The following is a 22,197-nucleotide window of genomic DNA, read 5'->3' as shown; positions in this document are numbered from 1 at the left end:
GGAGATGATCTCATGCCTGAGAAAACCAAATATGCCCCGGATCAGATGTACTCTGTTCGGGTGGCCAAAGTGGTTCGATTTAAGGGGACGCCTCTGCGTCCTCGCCACACTTATCAGCTTAGAGGGCGCGTGCTCAATGAGCTTGAGGATGGGATCATTAAATCGGCGGATCTAATAGAAGAACCAAAAGACGCGGTTTGATCCGCAAATATAGGAGTGACCGGTATGGCCTCGCGTATGGATTTGTATCGGACCAAGCGCAATGATGATCTTGGTGATCCCAATTATTGGGACCGGAAGTTTAAGGACATTGACGCGCGAATTTCTGTAAATGAAGAGCAGCGTGATACTCTTGAGGAGGTCATCGAGGAAGGGCGTCAGGTCTTTCGTGAAAAGGCCAATGAGGTATTGCTGCCTTTGATCAAAGAGGTTCATGAGATGGCTGATGTGGGCGCACTCTTGCGCACCACTTCTGCCACTGAGCATGATCTTTCATTGGGCGGTAAGGTCTTCTATATCGATGAGGGCCATCGTCTTTCCTTTGCCGCTCCTGCCTATGTCACGATTTATCGGATGGAAAGCCCCCAAGCTGCAATGCTTGGTGAAGTGGTGTCCTATACCAAGGATACCGGTGAACTGGTCGTTGATGTAACCAAGGCTGAGGGCACTGGTTACGGTGGCGGCTGGACGGTCACAGTGGGCAATCCATCTGATACCGTTGACGCGATTGTGGGCGTCTTTCAAGCGCGCGATGACACAAAGGAATATAAGAATGAGGCCAAGCTCGCTCAGGCGGGGGCGGTTAAAGCACAAGAGCTTACAGAGCAAGCGCGCGGTGAGACCGAGGCATTTGCCCAATCGATCCATAATGATGCGGATCGGGCAGAGGATGCGATTGATGAGCTTGAAACCATCAAGGGCTCTCAAAGCAAAATCTATCTTGGGGCTTTCGCTGTTGACCCGTTGCTCGATCTCAATGGCGATCCGCTGGTCAAAGGGGCCGAATATTACAACACGGTCGATAAGGTCAAAAAGATCTATGATGGTAATGGCTGGACGGTTTCTTATGTGCCTGTTGGTTCTGAGGTTACGTCTGTTTTCGGCCGCATGGGCAATGTCACGGCTCAGGTTGGTGACTACTCATCCGAGAAGATCTCGCGCACGGTTGGTGCTGGCGGTGTGGATGGTGCAACGGTTGAGGCGGCTCTTGCTGATCTGAGATCAACCGCTGATACTGATCGATCAGCCAAGGCTGATAAGGTGCGTAAAGTGACCGGCTCGGGCTTGGCGACGGGAGGCGGGGATCTCAGTGCGGATCGGGTGATTGATGTTCCTGAGGCGTCCGATGCTGAGGCTCGGCAGGGAACGAATGGGACTAAAGCGATGACTGCGCGGCGTACCAAAGCCGCCATTGATGCTTTGGTGCCTGAGGCTGATACAACAAAGCACGGCAAGGTTATACTTGCAACGCCAACGCAAGGCAGTCAGGGCATTGCTGGTGTTGTTGTTGATGCTGCCTTGATGAAAGCATCCATCGATGCGGCGATTGATGCACTAGTGGGTGGTGCGCCCGCGACGCTCGACCAAATCCATGAGTTGGCTGATGCCATCGGCGATGATCCGAATTTTGCCACGACCGTCGCGAACCAGATTGCGTCCAAGCTCGATGCAAGCAACGTTACCGCATGGGCTTTGCAAAATTTGCTCGGTGCGGGTGGGGCGAGCACAGTGCGCTCCAATCTTGGTGTGATGTCATCAACCGATATCAATAGCGCCTTGAGTGACAAATCTAATACCGGTCATACACATGATGACCGGTATTACACCAAGTCCATCGCTGACGGGCGTTTCCTCGGGAAGGGGGCCACTGCAGCGAACGCTACCAAACTGGGTGGGCATCTGGCGAGCTATTTTGCAGCAGCAACCAGCTTGGGCAACTATTACAACAAAACAACGTCTGACAGCCGGTATCTGGGAAAAGCTGCAAAGGCGGCAGATAGTGACAAAGTGGACGGGAAGCACGCGAGTGAATTGGGGGCGTCTATCGCCCTTCTCGAAGATCAAAAGCCATCCGGGGTGCATGGTCAAGTTGGCTCAACGTCATGGTATGTTCGCCATCTAAACACAGAGGTGAGTGACCCAGATGGAATAGTTACTCTGGCGAGTAATGCATTCACCGTGTCAAAAGACTGCTTCGCGATCATATCCTCGCCGGGGCGTGACATATCACAGTATCGCCTTTGGAATGTCACAAACAATAAACCCGCCACAGGAGTAACCTACAGCTATTCCGGTGGTGGATATACATTTCCAAACACATTCTTCGCCCGTCTTACTGCCGGGAAAAAATACCGCGTTGAACAGAAGGACAATATGGTTCTCTCGAACGTGAGCGCTAGTGGCGCTGGTGTCGAGGTTTATACAAGAGTGATGCTCATTGGCTAAAGGGAGGGCAAAGCATGAGATACGCATTAGTGATTGAAGATATCGTCGATAGCATCTCATTCGAACAGGTTGCACCTGATTGGGTGCCTGTTTCAGACGGTGTGTTTGCGGGATTTCTACAGAACCCGGATGGAACATTCTCTGCTCCTGTAAAAGAAAGTCCTGCTCCCACTCAAGACGACTATGAGGAGGCAATCCAGAATCTGCTTGAAGAAACCGCCCGCAGTCGCCGTTACAAACAAGGCGCCACTGCTTTTGCTACCTACGTAACCTCTCAGGATCCTGAGTGGGCCGCAGAGGCGCAAGCATTCGTCAAGTGGCGTGATACTGTTTGGCGTTATGCCTATCAGCAGCTTGATGCTGTCCTAGCAGGTGAGCGGGAGCAACCGACACTCGAAGAGCTTCTTGCCGAGCTGCCGGTGCCAAACTGGCCAGCCCAAAGCTAAATTGAAAACCCGGCTCGTCTGAACCTCACCAAAATCAATACCCTTTCACCACCCGCCTGACGCCTGTCAGAGCGGGATTTTTCATGTCTCTCTGAATGGAGAAAAACTATGTCAGAAATTGCAGTCGGTCTGTCGGGTCGTTGGGATCTGTCCAATCAGGCCCGACCGATCAAGCAGGCTGATTTTAGCGTGCCGAGTGTGACCGGTATCTGCCAGAATTTGCCAGAAGGCACCGAGCAAAACCGTTGCTATACGGTTGCCACCAATGACTCCGATTTGGTCGCTCGCTTTGGTGAAGGGGATCTGGTCGATCAGATCCGCGCCATCGGTCGCGGCCTGCCAAGTGGCAAGCAAGCGCTCAATGTGACGGTGGTTCCGGTCAAGGATAGCACCGAGACCGACCCGACCGCTAAACGCGATGCCAATATTGCGGCCTTGCGCGGTCTGGATGATCAAAAATCCGGTGTTTATGCCCTTAAGCATGCGGTCGCACAAGGGGCGCTCATGCCGCGTCTCAACACGATTGCGGGCGGTTACGATGCATTCATCCAAGACAATACCGCAAACCCCATTGTGACGGCGCTGACGGCGGTCAATGCCTCAACCTTTGGTCATGCCTTTATCAATGGGCCAAACAGTACCGAGGTGGAGGCTAAGGCGGTGCGCTCGCTCTATTCGGATCCGAGCCTCACGATGATTGAGACCGGTGTGCAGATTGCCGATGAGAGCAACGATCTTGAGACCGTCGGGGCGTCTGGCTTTGTGGCCGGATTGCAGGCGGCGGTCGATGCCGAGCATGATGGCGTGCCGTCTCATGTGGCTGGCAATCGAGCTTTGCGCATTGCCGCGCCGGGCCGAGAGATGACCTTTGACTGGATGGATCCATCGACGGAAGGTCAGCGGCTCCTCAATGCGCAATGTGACATTATCGTGCGAGGCCGCGTTGGGGGTGATTTCGCGGCGGGCGAGGGCGGCATGATCCTTGTGACTTGCAACACTTTGTCCAGTGATCCGCTGGAGCGATATTACAACGTGGTGAGAATGCAGAATTACATCCTGCTCACGCTGTTGCGTTCTTACAAAGTGTTTCTGCTCAAATACAACATGAACCCCAAACGGGCGATCAAGGCGGCTATCAAACAGACCAACAATTGGCTGGTGGGGATGGCTCAGCGGGAAATCATTTATTCCGCGCCCAAGGTGCTGTTTGTGCCTGATGCTGAAACGCCAAGCGATTGGCGCAAAGGCAAACTGGCCTTTACCGGTCGCGCTGAGCCGCGTGCCCCTCTCACACAGATCGATCTGACTATGGAGCGCGACGATGCCGGCATTGAGCTGGAGATCGCCGAACTCGAAACCTTTGCCAAAAATCTGAGCCTGTAAGGAGCTGACCCCATGGCGCAAAAATTCAAGGTAATGAAGCGGGTTGCTGCAACCTGCTCTGAGCTGCCCGATCAGGTCTTTGCCGAGCTGATCGAGGAATTGGGCTTTCCTGCTCTGGTGGATGGCTATGAGGATTTTGACGGTGCAGGTGCGTCCGGCCCGACCATTGAGATCAGCACCGGTCAAATGGAAAAGCTGACCATGACCCTCAAAATGCTGGGCAACCATTCGGATCTCTATGCGGTATTCCGCAAAAAGGCCGTCTGGACCTTCACCGGCGTTGTTGAGAATGAGGTGACCGGCGAAAAGGTGCCGCATGAGGTCACTGCCACCTGCCGTCTTGGCGGCATCACGCCTGAGGCCAAAAATCGAACGGGTCTTCACAAGCATGACTATGAGCTGAAAAGCATCATGGCGGCTGAGATCTCCGAGAATGGCAAAGAGCTGTTTGGGTGGGCGTGGGGCGAAAGCCCTCGCTTTGCCGGTGTCAAGATTGAGGCCGAGGACGATGCAATCCTCGGCCTTGTTTAAGGTTTGAAAATTTACATCCCCTGAGGCGGGCTTGTGGCCCGCCTTTTCTCACTCAAAGGAAAGACCAATGACCGAGAGCAAAAAGAAACTCACTTTTTCCGATCTCTTCTTTAAGGAGCCAACCGGTGGCGATATTATTGATTATTATGCTGCGCTTGATGAAAATGAGCCGGTTCTTGTGAGCTATGCCAAGGCGGCTGCTCTTATGGCTGATGTGACGCTTGATGATATCCGCTCGATGCCTGAAAAGGACTTCTGGGCGGCTGCAGCGCGCGGTAAAGCGGCTTTTTTTCCAGATCTGATCTAGTTTCTGATTTTACCAAAGCGAACCCGATCAAAGTAGATCTTTACCGGGTCTGCTTTGAGATCGCCTCAGAGACCGGCTGGTCTCTGCCTGATCTGATGGCCCTGCCTCTTGGTGAGCTGGGCTTTCTCCATTCCCTGATATCTGACAGGTCGTCAGCCGAGTGATCGGCTGGCGGCTTTTCTTTTTGGAGGCGCACCATGTCAACGCGGGAAATTGAAACCAAACTAACGGTGCGGGGTGTCGATAAGCTCACCGGGACCCTTGGCAAAATGTCCGGCGCGGCTGGCAAATTCGGTACCAAGGCAAAGCGTGAGTTGGGCCAGCTCGAAAAACTGCGCGGGCCGGTCAAGCTGATCGAGGATTTCCGCAAGGCAGAAAGCCAACTCGGTAAGTCGGCAACCAAAATGAAGGCCGCGAAAAGTCGAGCCAAAGAGCTTGGTCAGGCTTTCAAGAATGCGACTCGACCAACCGCGAAAATGCGGGTTGAGCTGGAGCGGGCGCAAAGTGCTGCGAGAAAGGCCTCCTCAGAATTCAAGGCCAACCGTGCGGCATTGCGGGGTAACCGTGAGGCGCTCAAGACTGCCGGGATCAGTGTCAAAAACCTGGCCGATAAAGAACGTGAGCTTGCCTCTGCGGTTGGCACGGTCAATTCCCGTCTGGATGCTAACTATAGCAAATTCAAGAAGGTTACCGCCCAACAGAAAAAGTGGGCCGAGGCAAAGCGCAAACTTGATGAGAGTCTAAACCGGGCAACCGGTTTGACTGCGACCGGTTATGCTGGGGTGCATACTGGAAGCCGGGTCTTGTCTGGCTTGAAAAATCCGGTCGATGAGGCCAAGAATTTTGAAGAGGAAATGGTCGCGGTTGGCGCTGTGACCCGCACGATCCGCGACAAGAAGAAATTTGGTCAGCTACGCGATCAGGCGCTCCGGCTGGGGGAAACCACGAGTTTTACCAATGTCGATGCGGCAGGCGCTCAGCGCTTTCTTGGCATGGCAGGCATGTCGGTGTCCGACATTCTCAGCTCTATGCCCTCGGTTCTCAACCTGTCCAAGGCTGGGCGCACCGATCTTGCTGGCACGGCGGATATTGCCTCCAATATCATGTCTGGCTATGGCATGACCGGCAAGGATATGGGGCGGATTTCTGATGTGCTGGTTGGCACTTTCACCCGGTCCAATGTCAACGTGAAACAGATTGGCGAAACCCTCAAATATGTCGGGCCAAAAGCCAAGGCGGCGGGGCTAGAGCTGGAGTATGTTGCAGCGGCGACCGGCAAACTTGGAGACGCTGGTATTCAGGGCTCAATGGCTGGTACGGCGCTCCGGACTGTTATCTCACGGCTTGCTGGTCCGCCTGAAATGGCGAAAAAGGCTCTTGCGCGTCTCGGCGTTGAAACCAAGGATCTCAATGGCAATCTCAGACCATTCGAGGAACTGCTCGATGAGATCGCTGATAAAATGAAAGATCTCGGTAGTGCTGAGCAGATCGAGTTGACCAAGAAAATCGCCGGTGAGGAGGGGTCAAGTGCTTTCACTGTTTTGTTGGAGCAAAGGGCGCATATCAAAAAACTGCGTGATGAGCTGAAAGCTGCAAAAGGTGAGGCCAAGGAAATGGCCACTATCATGGGGGACAATGCTGCGGGTGATGAGAAAGTTTTGGGGTCGGCATGGTCGGCGCTCAAGACGGAAATCGGCACTCAGCTTTTGCCCGACTATCGTGAGCTTTTGCACACTACCACCGAGCTGATTAATGCCGGGCGTGAATGGGCCAAGGCCAACCCGGAATTGACCAAGACCATTGCTGTGTTGGCTGGGGGTGTTGGCTCCCTGTTGGTGGTCGGCGGTGGTGCCGCCTTTGCTCTAGCTGGGGTTGTTGGCTCCATTGCCTTGCTCAAGGCAACCTTTCGGGCTGGCGGTCTGGTCCGGTCTTTTGGTTCCTTTGGCAGTGCACTCGATGATTATTCCACCAAGGCCGAAAAAGCGGCCGTCAAAACGCGCGGGCTCAAGGCTTCAGTGAAAGGGCTGGTTGGTAAAGCTGGCTTGCTCAATGTGGCAACGCTGGGGTTTGCTGCCTATGAAACGGGACAGGCTTTCAGCGAGATGAAACGCCTTGACGAGATGTCGCCAGAAGAAAAGGCGGCCGGGAAAAAGGCGCTTGATCGTAAGTTGGACGCGCAGAACAAGGCGGCGGAAAATCTGCCGGTCATTGGGAGCCTTTACAAGTGGACCAAGGGAGTGCGGTCAAGCCTCGGCTTAGGTCAATCGTCCGGCGCAGGCTTGCCGATCCGGGATGATCTGGCCTCCAAGCAGCAACGCTTGCAGGCGGTCAATGCGCAGATTTCGTCAGGTGGTGGCTCTGCCAGCCTTGAGGCTGAGCGGTCGCAACTGTCTGGCGAGATCGATGGACTGACCGCGCGGATCCGTCAGGCCGAGATTGACAAGGCCTTGCAGGCTCAGGCTATGGGGGTGCGCTCAGCGCCTCTCGCTCAGGCCTTGGCGGAAAAGGCGGCGCAAATCCGATCCGTCAATGTGTCGGGCGGGGCCGCGCCCAAGCCTGTCGATGGTCAAAGGGCCTTGGGTGGTCCGGGCTATGCCGGGGCCTCCTATCAAGTCAATGAGGATGGCACTGAGGTTGCCATATTCGCCAAGAATGGCCGTGTTTTATCCCGCAAGGATAGCATGGCGGCGGTAGCTGGCCAACGGGGCGGCGGCGATGTCTTTGCGCCTCAGATCCATATCAGCGGCGGCGGTATGGATCCGGCTGCGATTGCTCAGGCTGTTCGGGCCGAGCTTGAACGACTTTGGCGTGACCAAAAGATGAGCAGCTTTCACAATTCGGAGTTTGCGTGATGTCTGATCTATTTGTCATTGATGGGGTCGTGATCAAGGGGCAGGTCTTCGGTGGGCTGAGATCCTCCCAATCGACCACCGCGCGGGTCGCTCGCAAGGGCGTGCTGGGTGGTCGGAAAACTCATGAGAAGATCGGCAAGGGTGACAAGAAATTCACCCTTGAGGGCAAGATTGCGCCTTTTGAGCTTGGTGGCTTTCCTGAGGTCACCGGGCTTGAGGAGGCGTGTGATAATGCAAACCCGGTTTTTGTGGCGCGTGGTGATGGGTCGGTGATGGGCTGGTATACAGTCGCGTCTTGCGAGATGTCTGACAGGCATTTGAGCGGTCGCGGGATCGGGCGGGTGATTGATGTTACTCTTGAGCTGGAATTGACGCTCAAGCCAGATCGATCCGCTGCCACGAACCGTCTCAACAATCTCATGGAAAGGCTCGGCTTGTAATGTCTGATTATGAAGTGATCAAGGTCAGGGCAACCGGTCTGAAACTGTCAGACCTGCTCTGGTCTCACTATCGGCGGCGCATTGTGGGGGCGGTCGAGGAGGTGTTGCACCTCAATGCCGGTCTATCGGCTTTTGTCGAGCTTCCGCTCGGAATTGAGATCAAGGTGCCGGTCGCCTCCAGCTTCGAGGCGGCTGAGCAAGTTACTGCAGTGAGGATTTTTGACTGATGGGTGCAAGCTATTATGCGGTATCAATCGCTGGTCAATTGCGCCTATCCAGTGAGGATGATCCGGCGCGGGTGATCAGCCTGACAATCAATGATCCCGATGAGGCGGCTGCTACGGCATCCCTGAGGCTCGATGACAAGGATGGGGTGATCTATTTGCCGCAAAAGAATGACCCGGTGTCTATCACCTTGGGGCGGTCGAAAGGTGGCGCGCAAGAGACATTCCGGGGCAAGGTAAGCAATGTCACCTCAAGTGGCGGTAATGGTGGCCGGACTTTATCGGTTTTGGCTGATGCGGCTGACCTGACAGGCAAGGCAAAACAGCCCTTGCAAAAGAGTTGGCAAAACAAGTCTGTCAAAGACATTTTGACCGATGCAGCAAAAGAGGCGGGTCTCCAGCCTCCTCGCATTGATGAGGCAATCGGCAAAATCATCCGTGTCAGCGAGGTGGCCGATGGCGAGAGCTATCTGGAATTTGCCAAGCGCATAGGCCGTGAGGTTGGAGGCAAGTCAAGCCTGTTTGATGACTTGCCGGTCATGATCGAGTCCAATGGTGGCAAGTCTGCGAGCGGTCGCTCACTTGTGCCGGTCGATGTCATTTGGTCGGACCAGTCGCCCAATCTGACCGGCTGGTCGATCTCACCAAAGCAAAGCCGGTTCGCGCATTCCGCCTTTGCAGCGCGCTATTTTGATTTTGAAAAAGGAGAGGTGGTTGAGGTTGAGGCCGAGGGCAAGAAAGAGGCCAAGGCCAAGGCGCGCTCCAGCGCTTCACTCAAGGCCACAAAAGAAGAGGCCGAGGCTGCGGCCAAGTCAGACAAGGAAGGCGCTGAGCGGGCTGCTGGGAGCGGTACAATCACCTGTGATGGTAACTCTGCGATCTTTGCGGGCGGTCTGATCAACCTCAAAGGCGCGCGGGCTGGGGTGGATGGCCAATACCGGGTCAAGAGCTGCACCCATACGCTCAATGACTCAGGCTATCTTTGCAGCTTACAAATCGAATTACCAAAGGGCGGGGCCGGTAAAGACGACCGCAAAAAGCAGGCCGCAACCCGGTCGCGTTCTGACTCATCCAGTGAGCCAAGCGGATACGGGGTGACCTTTGGTGGTGTATGAATTAAACCCCGCACCGGGTGGCGCGGGGGGCTTGTCATCCTGCAAGCATGGTTCGCGCGGCGGATGCTAACCATGCAGCGCGTGTGATGTTTTTGTTGCTGGCGTCTTGATCGATGGCGGCGAGCAAGCCTGCATCAAAGGTCAGGTTGGCGCGTACGCTACGGCCTGTCATTTCGATGTACGGGATCACCACCAAGACAGCTCCATTGTGAATGTCTTCTTGCACATCGGGTATCGCAACTACTTCAGCCATAGTCCATGGCACGGGACGCTCGGTTGGATTGTCCTCAAAGTAGAGCCTCAAGGCTTCAGCAGCGTTTCTTGCTGCTTCATCCAAGCTATCGCCCGCAGAAAACACAGTTTCCAACTGGGGAAAGCTCACCCCATAGGTGCTATCAGGATCTTTTTCGATTTCTGCGATATAATAATCCATGTTGTATCCTCTGTTATGTTGGCGGTGGAAAGGGTGGCGCTAAAGCCACCCTGCCATTTTTGCTATCTTTCGGGCTGTCCCTGTTGGGAGGTCTTTCTTGGGGTGAGGAACGATCACAATCCTGTCTCCCTTTTTTAGTTTGTGGTGTGAACCAGAAATACTAATTAGTTCAAACCCTTCAGACCTTAGCCTCTTGATGATCTTACTTGAGTTTCTTTCCATTACCGCCCTTCCTGTGTTTATTATAATGCACTATTTTTTTGATTTAATCAATGGAAAAGTGCATTATTATGCGCAATATGCAAGCGAACCGCGTTTGATTTTTTGTTCTGTTTGGGCGGTCGACTATAGGGGCCGTGATCAATGCCGCTGATATGGAGCGCTGTGCTCTAGAAAAAGTGGATCCGTGCTTTGGCCGCTAATTGGCCACGATAAACACCTCACCAAAGTGACTTGAGATAGCTGCCTTTTAGGCGGCTTTTTTTATGAGGATAGAGAAATGAGAAACCTTTCAACCGAGCAACTCAGGCGCGTGCAAGTCAGGCTCAAGGCTTTGGGCTTCGATCCGGGGCCTATTGATGGCTTGCCGGGTCCAATGACCTCGGCGGCGATCATCGCCTTTAAAAAATCGGTCAACCTCAACCCTCGCGATAAGGTTGGCCCGATCACTTTGCGCATGCTGTTTGAGGCCAAGACCAATGCAAAGGGCGTGGAGCTGGACATTCCGCCTCTTGCTCGGCCTCTTATCCAGCGCCTTGGCTGGCATGAGGGCCGCAATACGCTTGATCTGATGCATTGGTTTCGAGCCTTTGGCAAGATGCTGGGCAACCCTAAACAGCTTCCTTGGTGTGGTGAGGGGGCCGAGAATGCTGCACTGGAAATGTTCCCATCGGAGCCGGTTCCTTCAAACCCGTTCTTTGCTCAAAACTGGCGTTCTTATGGCGTTGATGCTGGTGGGCCGTTGATCGGATCATTCGGGGTTATCCGCTGGAGCGCAAAGGCTGGTCATATCGGGGTTGTTGCCAATTATGATCGCAAGACCGGCATGGTCACCCTGTTGGGCTGCAATCAGAAAGACCGGATCGGCTATGACAGTTTCCATATTCGTCACTTCATAGCCTTCCGCGTGCCACCTTCTGAGGAAGGCAAGATCTATGCGTCTTTTGCAGGGACGCGTCCATCCTCTGGCTATGGGGTAACGCGATGAGAGACAATGTGCCAAACACCAAGGGCTATCTCTTGCCAGACCCCGCCTATGTCCATGCTTGGCAATTGCGGCGTCTCTGGCGTCCTCTTTTTGCCTTGGTCTTTATTCTCTTCTTTGCTGCGTTGGCGCTGACGGTCCTGCTCTTGCTGGCCGTGGGGCAGGCTCAGCTCGATGATGCCTCAAATCTCCTGATTGTGATGATAGGCACCGGTGGTGCAGTGACTGGCGCTCATACCATTGGCCGCTCGTGGGAAAAGCGTCACGGCGCTGACGGTTTCTTTCCGCCGGATCCGGGGCGAATGGAGGCGGGTGACTGATTATGTGGCTGTCGTTTTTAACGGATCGGCGGGTGTGGTTTGCCGTGGCTTTCCTCCTAGTCGTGTGCGCTGCCTATGGCAAAGGGCGTCTGGATCAATTCAGAATTGCCCAGATCGAGGCACAAAAAGTGCAGATCGATCTCAAGGATGGCCATATCAAGAGCCTGACCCGATCCATCAAAATCAATGCCGAGGCCTTGGAAAATGCCGTTATACGCGCGCAAACCCGTGAGGCTGAACAATCAAACCTTGAGCAGAAGGTAAAAGACTATGAGGCGCAACTTGGTCAGGCTGATGCTTGCATCCTTACTGATGATGACGTTAGCCGGTTGCAAGACATTCGGTGAGGCGGTCGGGGCGGACTATTTGCCGCCTATGCCTGCCGATCTGCAACGCCAGTGCGCGGATCCGGGCGTCCAGAGCGGTCGGGACGCCCGGGCGGTGATCGCTCGTCATCGTCAATCCTTGGCTGAATGTCGCAATCGTCACCGCGATGCTGTGCAATTCTATAAGAAGGTTCGTGGTGCTCGCTTAAGGGCTGGCCAATGATCTCTCAGTCGGAAACAAAAGTCGCTGCCGCATTGGGGGTCAATGGAATGGCGTATTATTGGGATCAGTACTTCAATCCCGTTTTGCAGGGTGTCCTGCTGATCTTCACTATCGTTGCCATGTTCATGTTGATCCTGAATAGATGGCAGGACTGGCGGATCAAGCGCAATCAGCTCCGAGAGGCTAATGCCGCTGCTAAATAGTATAAAAGCCCGCCGATTTCATATCGGCGGGCTTTTTTTGTGCCTTGCTGGCTTTGTGTAACGCTGTGCGCAATGATACTCACATCATTGATCAAGTCGCGAGAATTAGCTCTTCGCTGTCATTTGGGCGCAGCGCAGCACTTTCTGTGTTCAGCTAAGAATACGGGCCGGATGAGCGGACCATTGAGGCATTCGGGTCGATGAAATGACCATCTGGTTGGAAGGGCGGATTGCAGACATGCTGCGGTGCAGTAATGGCTCGATGGAGTTTTGCAGAAGCGGGCATTATGACCAGATCAAATTTGGAACAGTCTGAGTTCTAAGTTTAATCCCGTTGATGTCGGTGAAATGCGGTACCTGTCACTATTGATCAAACTCAATAGCATATCGGTAGTCCAGCCAGTCATAGAGGCAAATAATTTTGGCCAGCGGCGTAAGCAGTTTGCCATTTTTAACATGTTCATCAAAATGAAGCCTGATGATTGATTTCAGATTCTTTGCATCTGCAGGTGTTAAGTCTTGTTTCGATGAGTGCGCAAGAACTTGCGTGAAACCGTGTGCCTCGTAGAACTCTGTCAGACCATGCTCAAATTCAGGCATGCGTGTAATAACGTTTCGAACAGCGCCTGGATTATTAAAATTTCTTTGAGTGTATGCGGCTCTTCGAATAACCTTGTCACACAGCTCTTCAGTATTTATTCGTCCGTCTTCCATTATTCTTCCCGCCTCCCTCAAGTATTTAAATACAGGGAAATATGATGCGGGAGGAAAGTCTGGCATTGTCACACTTAAGACATGTCCTGGATCGAAACGACCGTTATCGAAGATCAGATCTCGACAGAGATCATATCGGTTCAAACCTTTGTAGCCGGTCTCATGGTATTTAGTAATAGCGCCAACCCCGAAAACCACCTCAAGATTTTCATGGGTGTTAGTGCTATCGATATCCGCAACAAGTAGATTCCCCTTTGGATCGTTCGTACGTACTAGATCAAACACATACTCTTTTAGTTCTCTGAGAACATTCGCTGGAAAACGCCGTTTTATGGATGCAAGGGCAGAAAAAACTGGAATAAATGAGTTTGTTCGGATGGTCTTTATAGGTACAGTTGTTTCCCCAATTTTTATGGTCCCATCGCTAAACGTAGGTTCTTCTTCAGGTTTCCAATCGATGACAATAATTCTGTCTCGAAGTTTCTCTAAGCTGTCACCTGAAAGGCACTGCCCAATGCTTCTTAAAATATCAACAATGTTGGTGTCGCTTAGAGAGTATCCAATGAAAATTACAGGGTGCTCTACAAAAAATGTGAGAAGTTTAGATGTGAGATAAGGGTATTTACTGTCGAAAGAATTATAGTCTTCTTCTGTAAGAATCTGGCTGTTAGGATCTGAGCAACAGCCATGTATCTTGAATATTTCGCCAACACCCTGAAAGTTGTTGAATATAGCACCCTCTTGCCCGATAAATACTTTGTATTCTGGGAATAAGCGTTCAAGCATCAGATCCCAATTAGTAGTTATGATACCGTCTATGCACGATTTCTGGAGTAGCTCAAGCTCGTGCTGTAGGGTTTCATCTGTGGGAGATGTTTCAGAAATTTCTTTGATATAGCGAGCGATTTCGATCTTCAATGCCGAAGAGGTCACCTTACATGCATCGCTATAACGCTCTCTGGCATTGGAATACTTATCTTCATTCCACCAAGTGTTATGATAATCCATTGCGAGCAAAGATGCCGCGGCTGGCAAGCTACCATTAGACGATGAAACGTAGTAGTTGATGTTTTGCCCAATCTCTTCTGAAAATTTTGCCAATAGATGGAACCAATCTTCCAACCCGAGATAGCGTCGGGAGAATCCTGAGCCTACGAAAAGAATTGGGCTGGAATCGAATTTTGATAGATGCTCGTAGAGATCTGTCTGCATGGGAACCATCTTTGTGGGGGGTGTGAGAGTGAATTTTACACCTGACCAATAAATTGCATTGAAACAGGCTTAACCGCAATCTTTTTATTGGTTTTGTTTTCGAGATTATGGATATCATAAGCTCAATCGAGACTTGAGCACATGTTTTCAAATAGAGACGATTACATCGAGCCTTGGAAGGTAAAATAGTCAATCACTGATTGTGTAATTCACATCAACATGAGTGCAGGAAAGCTAAAGAACTACAAGCTGGAAAGGAATACAGGAGATGGATTTCGGTAGCTATCAGCGTGCTCAATGCCGCGGAGATATTTCTCCTGCTCTCATCCACCTTACTCGAAACTGTGATCAACTGAAATCTATCCTCCAAAGCTGGCAGATCAAAGCTTCTATTAGTGACTGGGTCACAAGATATGATCCCGCCGGGGCAACTTCTTTCTATGATGTGCCGCCTTGCTTTTGGCTGCAACTTGTTGCGACTAATCCAAATGGCCGGACGGGTTTTGGAATTGCTGTTGCAAAGGATGATTTGTGGGAAAGAGGAGGGCGTCCTGCAATCTATACAGATATAGGAGATGCTCAAATATGGCCCGAGAGCGAGCGTTTCCGAATTGTCTATACCAAATTGGGCAGGTTGCATCAGAAAATCGATTGGATGCACGAGAGGGAATGGAGGGTTCGCGGCCCTCTCAATCTTGATAATTCTAAATATTGGTGGGTTCCTTGTGTGCCAACTTATGCTGATGCATTGGAGCTTTTCAAGCTATTTAATTGGGGCATGATGGGCATATCAATGGTATTACAGTGCATTTATGTGTTAGAACAAGGCCACGTTGTAAGTCGTCCACCCATTCCACAATTGCCGATGGTCATTTCTTCTACTTAAGTATAGTGCTCAATCTTCTAAGATAAACGCTCTAACTTGCTTTTTGGTTGAGAGAAATAGTTCCACGAATGCCTTCAAAGTAGGTCTACTCAGAGTGATAGACTACTGGACAATGTGGCTTTCTTTGCTTGTTTTGAAGAGATCATTGGTGGTTTTCAGTTCAACTAACTCAGACGCTGGTTGTAAGTATGTGTTTTTTTGCTGAATAATTATTTTTAATGTGAATTATTAGCGTTTTATCAATAAGATAGCTGTCTTCCCTTGCGGCAAGTTGTACAAATGCCAACTCCAAGAACACTGCGTTGCAATATCAGATGTCAGTCGAAGGTCTACAAAGGGCTGATTGTAAATCACACGTCTGGATGACTGTTTCTTATTAATGGTGCGTCACACCAGTCCGGTAGGAGCCCATCTCGGATATTAGCTATGGCTGGCCAGCATCTACGTAATGACCCACTGGAACCTGCAGAGTCTATGCTTGTTAATTTGAAAACCCCAGCGGGAGCTCGCAAAGCCAGAGCCTGATGATGGTGTTGTTATATTGTCAAATATCGATGATAAAATAAGGTTTTTATATCTCGCTTATTTGACTATACTGCCTACGCTCTAATTTAGGTGAGAATGTCATTTCAAATATAAACATCGAAATTAAATCATGGAAATAAAGAAATAATAAACCGATGAATAATGAGCAAAGAAAAATTAGAAAGACATTCGTCTGGCATTTGCAAAAAAAATCGAAGCGTAGCAAAGTAATACCAGGTATATCAAAGCGGCAACCACCTATATCATTGCAGCTTGAACTCCCACCACAACCAGATCCTCCATGGTGGGATCATAAATTGTGGGGAAGTGTTCTAAGAATTGGTGAATTCTTAACAATTCTAGCTGGGCTTATCGCTACGGCATTCGCAATTGCCAGCTTAAAAACTGCAAATGAGCAGACGCGCCTTGCAAGAATGGCACTCGATGTGCAGCGCGAAAATATAAAGGAACAAACGACAATTGCTGCATGGCAGATTCTAGCATCACCATCTCCTAGTGCACCAGGTCGACGGTATGCGCTAGTCACTCTTATGGATTTGGTGGGAGGGAAATTATCTGGACTCGATCTCAGCTGTAGTGCAATCAACCGTATAGACGAGAAAGGAGTTTGTACGACTCCTCCAAATTTTGATTATCTGCATTTACAAGCACCAAAAGACGAAAACTGGTTTATTTCTGAGTCCAATTTCTCGGACAACTCGTTCTATTATGCAAAATTTGATAATTTATCTCTTTATTTTTCAGACCTCAGTAGAACAGGCTTCTCTCAAGCCGTATTTAATGGTGGAACTTTGACTGATATCAAATGGAGCGATAGCGACCTTCAAGATGCAAAATTTCGTAGTGTAAAAATGGGTAATATTGACTTCACGTCTAGTTTTCTCCTCGGTGCTGACATCAAAGAAAACACATACATTGATAAAACTTATATAAATATTTCTGGTGCCTCTCTTTGTTTTTCTCTAGTGGGCTTGGGGAAATGTCTTCGCGCAGATCAAGATTTTTTTGATCACGCGTGGTTTTACGCAGACGATCCACCAACAATATTTGGCCCCATGGCTGATTTAAATGATTTCTTGCTGAGAGCAGGCTGTGTTCGTCCTCCAAAAAGTAGTTTTATGAAGGGGGGCGCAGCACGCCGCCTAGCCATCAGAACGCCAAGGATTCCTGACAATTGTGTCGAAAACGCTTTTGTAAGGTTGGGTGACATTGCTAGGAACGAAAACAATAACGCTCAATATTTGCCAAAATAATGAGTCCCGAATATTAGTAAAAATTGCTTAAATTCAATTGAATACAGAAAGCCAGATGATCTTGCGTTGCAACAGTCTGCTTGGAGCCCAAGGTGCACATGAAAAATTGCAATCTTTGAGACAAACTCAATAAGGCTCTTATGGTATAAGTCAGAATCGTTGCAGTCTCTCGGTAATTAAATCGTTTTGCTGAGTGCACAAACCCCAAAAGATAACCAAGTGGTGCAAAAGATGGGCTCAAAACCTAGTACGTCTCTTCCCAATTGGACGATATTGCTGTCCGCTCTAATTCCTATTATCTGGATAATAAACCTTATAGCTCTGTTTTCTTTACAGAATGAGACACGTGGTACTTTTGGAGATATGTTTGGGGCAGCTAATTCTATATTTACTGGCGCAGCTTTAGTTGCATTGATAATTTCAATTACGCTTCAAAAGCAAGAAGTTGGAGTTGCTCAGAAGGAATTACAAACAGCACAAAAAACTCTTTCGGAGCAGCAAAGCCTCACGATTGCTCAACAGAACTATCTAGCCGAGCAATCTGTGGAGAGCACATTCTTTAATATGCTTTCGCTGTTGATGGACGTTGTCAACAACATGGACCTAAGCAGTCAGGGCGAAGTGACAACGACTGGCAAAGACGTGTTTCACGTTCTTGCACTACGTGTGAAAGGACGTGGAGACAAAGCTCCCAAAATCGCAAAGGATCGACTCTTACAGAGGAAAGCAGAGGCGGGTAAGATGTCATCCTCCAAAAATATTCCAGACACTAGAATATCTTCTGAGGAAATATATGAAGAGATTTATAAGTCATTTCGGAATGATTTGGGGCATTATTTCCGATTGCTGTACAATATTATAAAATTTCTGAAGTTTTCAGAAAGCAACAAGAAAGAAATGTACATTGATTTGTTGAGGGCGCAGCTGTCTGATGATGAGCTAATACTTATATTCCTTAACGGATTGTCGATGCGCGGGTCGAAAATGAAGTTGCTAATAGAAGAATTCGGTCTTCTCAGACATTTGGACACAAATGACGACACATTCCTCGATGCAGAAGGTAAATTCGATGAAAGTGCCTATCTGTAGGCATGGCAATGAACGGCAGCTTCGTCCGCCTTGCTGAAGTTCCCTGTATCAAAATGCTGCACACTGAAGGAATGGCAGCAATGGGGAAGCCACTTCAAGGTTCGTGACAACAGCGAAACGTCAGAATTGGGCCATCTCATAACAAAGAGTCGTCAGTCCTTCTTTTTGTGGTCTTTGGCGATGATGATGCCAGCCTTACCCAAAACAAGAACAAAAAACCCACCAATCCAACCTGCAACAAACGAATTAATCGCGACGGCGGTGCCCATCAAAGCCAACCCCATGTTTCCGACTAAAAGTGTGAGAGCCATGGCACATACGATGGGGATGACCAAAAGAAGCTGGATGAAAAGTGGATAGCTACGAAACCATTTCCAAATAGCCGCAGCAATAGGTTTTGAGCGTTCTAGCATTCGTCAATTTCCTGTAATGGTCCTCGGCATAGAAACAAGCAAGTTCAAACGCAAGAGAGAGCTTGCCTGATCAAGATGTAGAAATTATGCGGCTGATGGGCGTTTGAAGCGGTTAGAGCAGTGAAGCAAAATTTACAATACACTGTTAAGTTTCAGAGGACTTCCTGTTGATGCTCCATAACAATATTTCTGATGCGTGCAAGTTCGGCATTCACCTTTTCGGACCAATTATCTGGCAACGTGCATTCTAGGCTGTGGGTGACAATTAATGGCTTCTCTTTAGTACCTTCATGCTCTGTATCTACCAGCAAAATTACCTTATCTAGGCTTTCAGAGATCTCTAATAATTTTTCTGCTTGGGCGGCTATTATGCCCCTCAATAGATTGAGAAGCGGCACGCATTCTTCATCAACATGAATGAACTTCAGTTCCTCCTCGAACAAGACTGCCTGCTTAAAAAAGTCATTTATTAATAAACATGAGTGATGAATTTCCTCAAGATCCCCAGGCTCTCCGGGTTTGCCCCAAGCTTCGTTGAGATTTTCCATAATGCCAGCAAGCGAAGAAAAGAAGCCTTGTATTCGTGAGGTTTGTTGCATGGTCCAATCTATAAAATCGTCCAATTGAACTCGTTGCAACGGTCGTGTGTACAAATCTTGACGTACATCTCGGAGCTTTCGCATGTGAGGGGCGGTAAGATATCGGAGAAGCTCAGCGGTCAATGACCATTCCCAAGCTGTAGGGCGATCCATGACTATTCGGCGTATAATTGGTGGATAGCCTGAAAACTTTTCGGATTCAGATGCACGTTCTTCAAATCGAATTTTATCGCTGATACTGCTCAGTTCTGAAGCCACGAAGTCATCATGGATTTCTCTCCACCGGAATAGTAGAGCAGCAGAATAGGCCTGCACATCTTTGTCAACCATAGTGTGGCAATTGGCGCAGAGCCAAATTCCATTGGTGATTGCGGCGCGAGAATTTTCACTCATTGACGGATCAAATCTTGCAGATCCTGAGTTTGCACCGAATATATGGGCTGCTTCACCAAGGATAGTGGCCTTGTCTTCTTCCGAGTTTGGACCCACAGTCAGTTTCCGGCAGTCAGGATTAGAGCAACGATACGCGGCGCGCTGCGCAAGTGTGAGAATAGTCTTTGTGCTAAATCTTGGCTTCATCCCAATCGATCCCCAATTATCGCGATAAGCATGCAATTACCAAATGAATTTGAACACCGAGTTCCATCCATTGCAAGCCTTGAGAGGACGGCAAAATGGAAGTCAATCTAGCTTCTTCCAATCAGAATATAGAGCTGAATACAGATAGATCGATTGAAAGGCCGCTTTCGCCGATTACACCAGAGATCTCGCAAGCGCGGCGAATGTCCGTTGCGTACTTCTTCGAATTTTCTAGGCAGTCTGGTCCACATCTTTCATAAGCCATTGAATCATTTGGGCCAGTTGTTGCGGTGTGTTGGTCCATGAACTAATTGATTATATTTATCATTCTAGAATTATTGAAAGCCCTCCGGGCCCACCACTCTCCTTTAAAATCTATGCAGATACAATATCTTACAAAGAAAATGCCCCACGAAAATTGGGCGCGTGGGACAGTTTTTACCAATTCAGTGTTTTCAGTCTGCTCATCGCAGTGAATGCGCGCTGCCATCTTCCGACGCCTTTTGTGCAAATTTCAGACACTTAGCTTCCTGTTGCGGCACTGTTGACCAGCTTGTCTTTTCCCTTCAATGCCTCGTTGTCGGGGGCATAACCGTCGCTCTTGCCCTATACCGGCGATTTAAAAGGCGGTAGGTTGGGCGGTGATTGCAAAATATAAAGACACACGCATAATCAAGGAATTGATCAATGACGAGAACCGTTTGGATTACGGGGGCCGGCTCAGGGATCGGCGCAGCAATGGCCGTTGCATTTGCAAAGGCGGGCGACCGGGTTGTCCTTACCGGACGCAGCGAAGACAAGCTGCTGGATGTGGCCCGTAGCTTGCCTGCTGGTGCTGATTATCTGGTTCTGCCGGGCGATGTTGCGGATCGTGAGGGCATGGTTCTGGCTGCAGAAAAAATTGCAGACTGGGGGGACGGCTTGCATGTGCTATGCAACAATGCCGGTCTGAATGTTCCCAAGCGCTCGTGGGCCGAGCTGGATTGGCCGAGCTGGGATAAGGTCATCGAGGTGAATATCACCGGTGCGCTGAATGTGATCGCGGCCTGTCTGCCGGTGATGCGGGCGCAAAAAGATGGTGTTCTGATCCATACATCAAGCTGGGCGGGGCGCTATCACTATTCGGTGGGTGGAGTTGCCTATGGCGCTTCCAAACATGCCTTATCGGATATCTCTGCCAGTTTGAATGATGAAGAAGGCAAGAATGGCATCCGCTCGACCGCTTTGTGCCCTGCTGAAGTGGCAACGCCATTGCTCAAACAGCGCCCGAATTTCGATGAGAGCACGATGGTTGGCATGATCCAGCCGGAAGACATGGCGAAAACTGCCCTGTTTGTTGCAGATATGCAGCCCGGTGTGGCTCTGCATGAGATCGTGCTGGCTCCGGTGCGGAAATAGCATTTGCTTTGCCGAAATATTGGTTGTGGGGCGTCTTCTTGTGAGAGACGCCCCTTTTCATTTGTGCCATTTGTGGCTCAAATTTCTGGTGTGAGATCTATCAGACCAGTGGAATACGGATCTCGGTGAGGTTGTCTTCCGGCCTGGTTGTGGACGGGTCTGTCAGATAGACCTCAATGGAATTCTCATCGGTTGCCTCGCGCCCTGAATGCGGTAGCCATTGGCCAAACAGCCAATCATAGGCTGCCTGCAGGCCGTCATAGGATCCCTTGTGAAGCGCCACAGCATAGTCACCCGCAGGGATGGTTTTTCTCTGCATGGGGGCCGTCACCGTGGTGTCTTCGGGCAGGGTGATACAGACATCGCATCGCAGTTTTTCTGCCTCCACCGAATGGGGATCGTCATAGCAGATGGACATGGATACCGTATCCTGTCGGAACAAATTGTCTTGGGCAGCTTTGCTGCAGAGCTGTTCGAATGCAGCGCCGCATTCGTTGTCGGGGCCGGTGTGACGCATGCTGGCCACATGAATTTCGGGAATGTTTTTGATTTCAACGTCGAACATGGTTCGTCTTCCTTCAGTTGCCATATAGTGGGCGAGGGCACGGGCTTGCGAATGAAGCATCCCCAATCGGGCGGCTTTGAGCGCCCTTGAGGTCATTAGCGATTTTCCCGTGATTCGGTACTGGCTTGGAGACATGCCGAAATGAATCTTGAAAGCACGAGAGAAGCTCTCGCTATTTTCAAATCCGGCATCAAAGGCAACGCATGTGACGGAGTGATCTTGTGAAACCAGCTGCTCTCCGGCCACCTCAAGGCGACGTCGCCGGATGTATCCACCGATGGTTTCTCCTGTCATGCCTTTGAAAATTCGATGAAAGTGGAACGGTGAAAAGTGGGCAATGCTCGCCAGCTCCTGCAGACTTGATGGGTCTGTCAGGTTGGCATCAATATGCTCGAGAACCCGGAGCAAACGGGTCTCATACTCTTTCACACTGCTTGTCTTCATGGTTCATCCTTCATCGCTCTTGTTCCCAAAAACAGGACGGCGTTGAT

Annotated in this window: 24 protein-coding genes; 18 read left to right on the top strand and 6 right to left on the bottom strand. The window is 50.2% G+C overall.

What is annotated here, in order from left to right; translation table 11 throughout:
• The first annotated feature begins 12 nt into the window (after positions 1–12).
• The 10 genes from BM258_RS13000 (at position 13) to BM258_RS12955 (ending at position 9,743) form a co-directional block, all read left to right on the top strand.
• The gene (locus BM258_RS13000) at positions 13–201 is read left to right on the top strand and encodes a hypothetical protein (RefSeq protein ID WP_090072929.1); all 189 of its coding nucleotides are present in this window, start codon (positions 13–15) and stop codon (positions 199–201) included.
• Positions 202–225: 24 nt separating this feature from the next.
• Positions 226–2,445, top strand: coding sequence for a hypothetical protein (locus BM258_RS12995; RefSeq protein WP_090072928.1), 2,220 nt, complete (start codon positions 226–228; stop codon positions 2,443–2,445).
• A 14-nt stretch (positions 2,446–2,459) separates the two neighbouring features.
• Entirely contained in the window at positions 2,460–2,891 is a 432-nt protein-coding gene (locus tag BM258_RS12990; RefSeq protein WP_139229271.1) for a hypothetical protein, read from the top strand.
• Between the two features lie 108 nt (positions 2,892–2,999).
• Positions 3,000–4,274, top strand: coding sequence for a phage tail sheath protein (locus BM258_RS12985; RefSeq protein WP_090072924.1), 1,275 nt, complete (start codon positions 3,000–3,002; stop codon positions 4,272–4,274).
• Between the two features lie 12 nt (positions 4,275–4,286).
• Positions 4,287–4,805, top strand: coding sequence for a phage major tail tube protein (locus BM258_RS12980; RefSeq protein ID WP_090072923.1), 519 nt, complete (start codon positions 4,287–4,289; stop codon positions 4,803–4,805).
• Positions 4,806–4,872: 67 nt separating this feature from the next.
• Positions 4,873–5,112: a hypothetical protein gene (locus BM258_RS12975; protein ID WP_090072920.1), complete on the top strand. Its 240-nt coding sequence runs from the start codon at positions 4,873–4,875 to the stop codon at positions 5,110–5,112.
• Between the two features lie 197 nt (positions 5,113–5,309).
• Entirely contained in the window at positions 5,310–7,964 is a 2,655-nt protein-coding gene (locus tag BM258_RS12970; protein WP_090072918.1) for a phage tail tape measure protein, read from the top strand.
• Entirely contained in the window at positions 7,964–8,404 is a 441-nt protein-coding gene (locus BM258_RS12965; RefSeq protein ID WP_090072916.1) for a phage tail protein, read from the top strand. The genes BM258_RS12970 and BM258_RS12965 overlap by 1 nt, the downstream gene beginning before the upstream one ends.
• On the top strand, positions 8,404–8,631 hold the full coding sequence (locus BM258_RS12960) for a tail protein X (RefSeq protein ID WP_090072914.1): 228 nt from the start codon (positions 8,404–8,406) through the stop codon (positions 8,629–8,631). Before BM258_RS12965 ends, BM258_RS12960 begins: the two co-directional genes overlap by 1 nt.
• Positions 8,631–9,743, top strand: a complete 1,113-nt coding sequence (locus tag BM258_RS12955) for a phage late control D family protein (RefSeq protein ID WP_090072912.1) — start codon at positions 8,631–8,633, stop codon at positions 9,741–9,743. The genes BM258_RS12960 and BM258_RS12955 overlap by 1 nt, the downstream gene beginning before the upstream one ends.
• A 34-nt stretch (positions 9,744–9,777) precedes the next feature.
• Here the strand turns inward: BM258_RS12955 and BM258_RS12950 are convergent, their stop codons facing one another.
• Positions 9,778–10,176: a type II toxin-antitoxin system HicB family antitoxin gene (locus BM258_RS12950; protein WP_090072911.1), complete on the bottom strand. Its 399-nt coding sequence runs from the start codon at positions 10,174–10,176 to the stop codon at positions 9,778–9,780.
• A gap of 39 nt (positions 10,177–10,215) precedes the next feature.
• A complete protein-coding gene (locus BM258_RS12945) occupies positions 10,216–10,398 on the bottom strand; it encodes a type II toxin-antitoxin system HicA family toxin (RefSeq protein ID WP_090072910.1) in 183 nt (60 codons plus the stop codon).
• A gap of 277 nt (positions 10,399–10,675) precedes the next feature.
• On the opposite strand from BM258_RS12945, the gene BM258_RS12940 reads away from it, so the two are divergent.
• From BM258_RS12940 to BM258_RS12925, 4 genes are all read left to right on the top strand, one after another.
• On the top strand, positions 10,676–11,383 hold the full coding sequence (locus BM258_RS12940; protein ID WP_090072908.1) for an NlpC/P60 family protein: 708 nt from the start codon (positions 10,676–10,678) through the stop codon (positions 11,381–11,383).
• Entirely contained in the window at positions 11,380–11,700 is a 321-nt protein-coding gene (locus tag BM258_RS12935; RefSeq protein ID WP_090072906.1) for a hypothetical protein, read from the top strand. Before BM258_RS12940 ends, BM258_RS12935 begins: the two co-directional genes overlap by 4 nt.
• A gap of 44 nt (positions 11,701–11,744) precedes the next feature.
• Positions 11,745–12,047, top strand: coding sequence for a hypothetical protein (locus tag BM258_RS12930; RefSeq protein ID WP_139229270.1), 303 nt, complete (start codon positions 11,745–11,747; stop codon positions 12,045–12,047).
• Between the two features lie 198 nt (positions 12,048–12,245).
• Positions 12,246–12,452: a hypothetical protein gene (locus BM258_RS12925; RefSeq protein WP_090072902.1), complete on the top strand. Its 207-nt coding sequence runs from the start codon at positions 12,246–12,248 to the stop codon at positions 12,450–12,452.
• Between the two features lie 363 nt (positions 12,453–12,815).
• Here BM258_RS12925 and BM258_RS12920 read toward each other — a convergent pair whose 3' ends face one another.
• Positions 12,816–14,378, bottom strand: coding sequence for an SIR2 family protein (locus BM258_RS12920; RefSeq protein WP_175528058.1), 1,563 nt, complete (start codon positions 14,376–14,378; stop codon positions 12,816–12,818).
• 268 nt (positions 14,379–14,646) lie between these two features.
• On the opposite strand from BM258_RS12920, the gene BM258_RS12915 reads away from it, so the two are divergent.
• From BM258_RS12915 to BM258_RS12905, 3 genes are all read left to right on the top strand, one after another.
• Entirely contained in the window at positions 14,647–15,264 is a 618-nt protein-coding gene (locus BM258_RS12915) for a hypothetical protein (RefSeq protein ID WP_090072899.1), read from the top strand.
• A gap of 680 nt (positions 15,265–15,944) precedes the next feature.
• Positions 15,945–17,063 (top strand): pentapeptide repeat-containing protein, encoded by a 1,119-nt coding sequence (locus BM258_RS12910; RefSeq protein ID WP_090072897.1) that lies wholly within the window; start codon positions 15,945–15,947, stop codon positions 17,061–17,063.
• Positions 17,064–17,294: 231 nt separating this feature from the next.
• Entirely contained in the window at positions 17,295–18,152 is an 858-nt protein-coding gene (locus BM258_RS12905) for a putative phage abortive infection protein (RefSeq protein ID WP_090072895.1), read from the top strand.
• Positions 18,153–18,304: 152 nt separating this feature from the next.
• Here BM258_RS12905 and BM258_RS12900 read toward each other — a convergent pair whose 3' ends face one another.
• Both BM258_RS12900 and BM258_RS12895 read right to left on the bottom strand, forming a co-directional pair.
• The gene (locus BM258_RS12900; protein WP_090072894.1) at positions 18,305–18,565 is read right to left on the bottom strand and encodes a hypothetical protein; all 261 of its coding nucleotides are present in this window, start codon (positions 18,563–18,565) and stop codon (positions 18,305–18,307) included.
• A 152-nt stretch (positions 18,566–18,717) separates the two neighbouring features.
• The gene (locus BM258_RS12895) at positions 18,718–19,743 is read right to left on the bottom strand and encodes a hypothetical protein (protein ID WP_139229268.1); all 1,026 of its coding nucleotides are present in this window, start codon (positions 19,741–19,743) and stop codon (positions 18,718–18,720) included.
• Positions 19,744–20,430: 687 nt separating this feature from the next.
• Here BM258_RS12895 and BM258_RS12890 point away from each other — a divergent pair.
• Positions 20,431–21,141 carry an SDR family oxidoreductase gene (locus BM258_RS12890; RefSeq protein ID WP_090072890.1) on the top strand — a complete coding sequence of 237 codons (711 nt, stop codon included), beginning with the start codon at positions 20,431–20,433 and terminating at the stop codon, positions 21,139–21,141.
• A gap of 100 nt (positions 21,142–21,241) precedes the next feature.
• Here BM258_RS12890 and BM258_RS12885 read toward each other — a convergent pair whose 3' ends face one another.
• The gene (locus BM258_RS12885; RefSeq protein ID WP_090072887.1) at positions 21,242–22,150 is read right to left on the bottom strand and encodes an AraC family transcriptional regulator; all 909 of its coding nucleotides are present in this window, start codon (positions 22,148–22,150) and stop codon (positions 21,242–21,244) included.
• Positions 22,151–22,197 lie beyond the last annotated feature (47 nt).

This window comes from Cohaesibacter marisflavi (assembly GCF_900115225.1).
GTDB lineage: Bacteria > Pseudomonadota > Alphaproteobacteria > Rhizobiales > Cohaesibacteraceae > Cohaesibacter > Cohaesibacter marisflavi.
This window is presented reverse-complemented; position numbering and strand designations above follow the sequence as displayed.

Excerpts from the sequence above, each read along its gene's own strand:
- BM258_RS12975 (WP_090072920.1), top strand. The coding sequence starts at position 4,873 with ATGACCGAGAGCAAAAAGAAACTCACTTTTTCCGATCTCTTCTTTAAG.
- BM258_RS12925 (WP_090072902.1), top strand. The coding sequence starts at position 12,246 with ATGATCTCTCAGTCGGAAACAAAAGTCGCTGCCGCATTGGGGGTCAAT.
- BM258_RS12995 (WP_090072928.1), top strand. The coding sequence starts at position 226 with ATGGCCTCGCGTATGGATTTGTATCGGACCAAGCGCAATGATGATCTT.
- BM258_RS12950 (WP_090072911.1), bottom strand. The coding sequence starts at position 10,176 with ATGGATTATTATATCGCAGAAATCGAAAAAGATCCTGATAGCACCTAT.
- BM258_RS12885 (WP_090072887.1), bottom strand. The coding sequence starts at position 22,150 with ATGAAGACAAGCAGTGTGAAAGAGTATGAGACCCGTTTGCTCCGGGTT.
- BM258_RS12900 (WP_090072894.1), bottom strand. The coding sequence starts at position 18,565 with ATGCTAGAACGCTCAAAACCTATTGCTGCGGCTATTTGGAAATGGTTT.
- BM258_RS12920 (WP_175528058.1), bottom strand. The coding sequence starts at position 14,378 with ATGCAGACAGATCTCTACGAGCATCTATCAAAATTCGATTCCAGCCCA.
- BM258_RS12955 (WP_090072912.1), top strand. The coding sequence starts at position 8,631 with ATGGGTGCAAGCTATTATGCGGTATCAATCGCTGGTCAATTGCGCCTA.
- BM258_RS12905 (WP_090072895.1), top strand. The coding sequence starts at position 17,295 with ATGGGCTCAAAACCTAGTACGTCTCTTCCCAATTGGACGATATTGCTG.
- BM258_RS12895 (WP_139229268.1), bottom strand. The coding sequence starts at position 19,743 with ATGAAGCCAAGATTTAGCACAAAGACTATTCTCACACTTGCGCAGCGC.
- BM258_RS12990 (WP_139229271.1), top strand. The coding sequence starts at position 2,460 with ATGAGATACGCATTAGTGATTGAAGATATCGTCGATAGCATCTCATTC.
- BM258_RS12945 (WP_090072910.1), bottom strand. The coding sequence starts at position 10,398 with ATGGAAAGAAACTCAAGTAAGATCATCAAGAGGCTAAGGTCTGAAGGG.
- BM258_RS12960 (WP_090072914.1), top strand. The coding sequence starts at position 8,404 with ATGTCTGATTATGAAGTGATCAAGGTCAGGGCAACCGGTCTGAAACTG.
- BM258_RS12935 (WP_090072906.1), top strand. The coding sequence starts at position 11,380 with ATGAGAGACAATGTGCCAAACACCAAGGGCTATCTCTTGCCAGACCCC.
- BM258_RS13000 (WP_090072929.1), top strand. The coding sequence starts at position 13 with ATGCCTGAGAAAACCAAATATGCCCCGGATCAGATGTACTCTGTTCGG.
- BM258_RS12980 (WP_090072923.1), top strand. The coding sequence starts at position 4,287 with ATGGCGCAAAAATTCAAGGTAATGAAGCGGGTTGCTGCAACCTGCTCT.
- BM258_RS12940 (WP_090072908.1), top strand. The coding sequence starts at position 10,676 with ATGAGAAACCTTTCAACCGAGCAACTCAGGCGCGTGCAAGTCAGGCTC.
- BM258_RS12890 (WP_090072890.1), top strand. The coding sequence starts at position 20,431 with ATGACGAGAACCGTTTGGATTACGGGGGCCGGCTCAGGGATCGGCGCA.
- BM258_RS12970 (WP_090072918.1), top strand. The coding sequence starts at position 5,310 with ATGTCAACGCGGGAAATTGAAACCAAACTAACGGTGCGGGGTGTCGAT.
- BM258_RS12965 (WP_090072916.1), top strand. The coding sequence starts at position 7,964 with ATGTCTGATCTATTTGTCATTGATGGGGTCGTGATCAAGGGGCAGGTC.
- BM258_RS12985 (WP_090072924.1), top strand. The coding sequence starts at position 3,000 with ATGTCAGAAATTGCAGTCGGTCTGTCGGGTCGTTGGGATCTGTCCAAT.
- BM258_RS12910 (WP_090072897.1), top strand. The coding sequence starts at position 15,945 with ATGAATAATGAGCAAAGAAAAATTAGAAAGACATTCGTCTGGCATTTG.
- BM258_RS12915 (WP_090072899.1), top strand. The coding sequence starts at position 14,647 with ATGGATTTCGGTAGCTATCAGCGTGCTCAATGCCGCGGAGATATTTCT.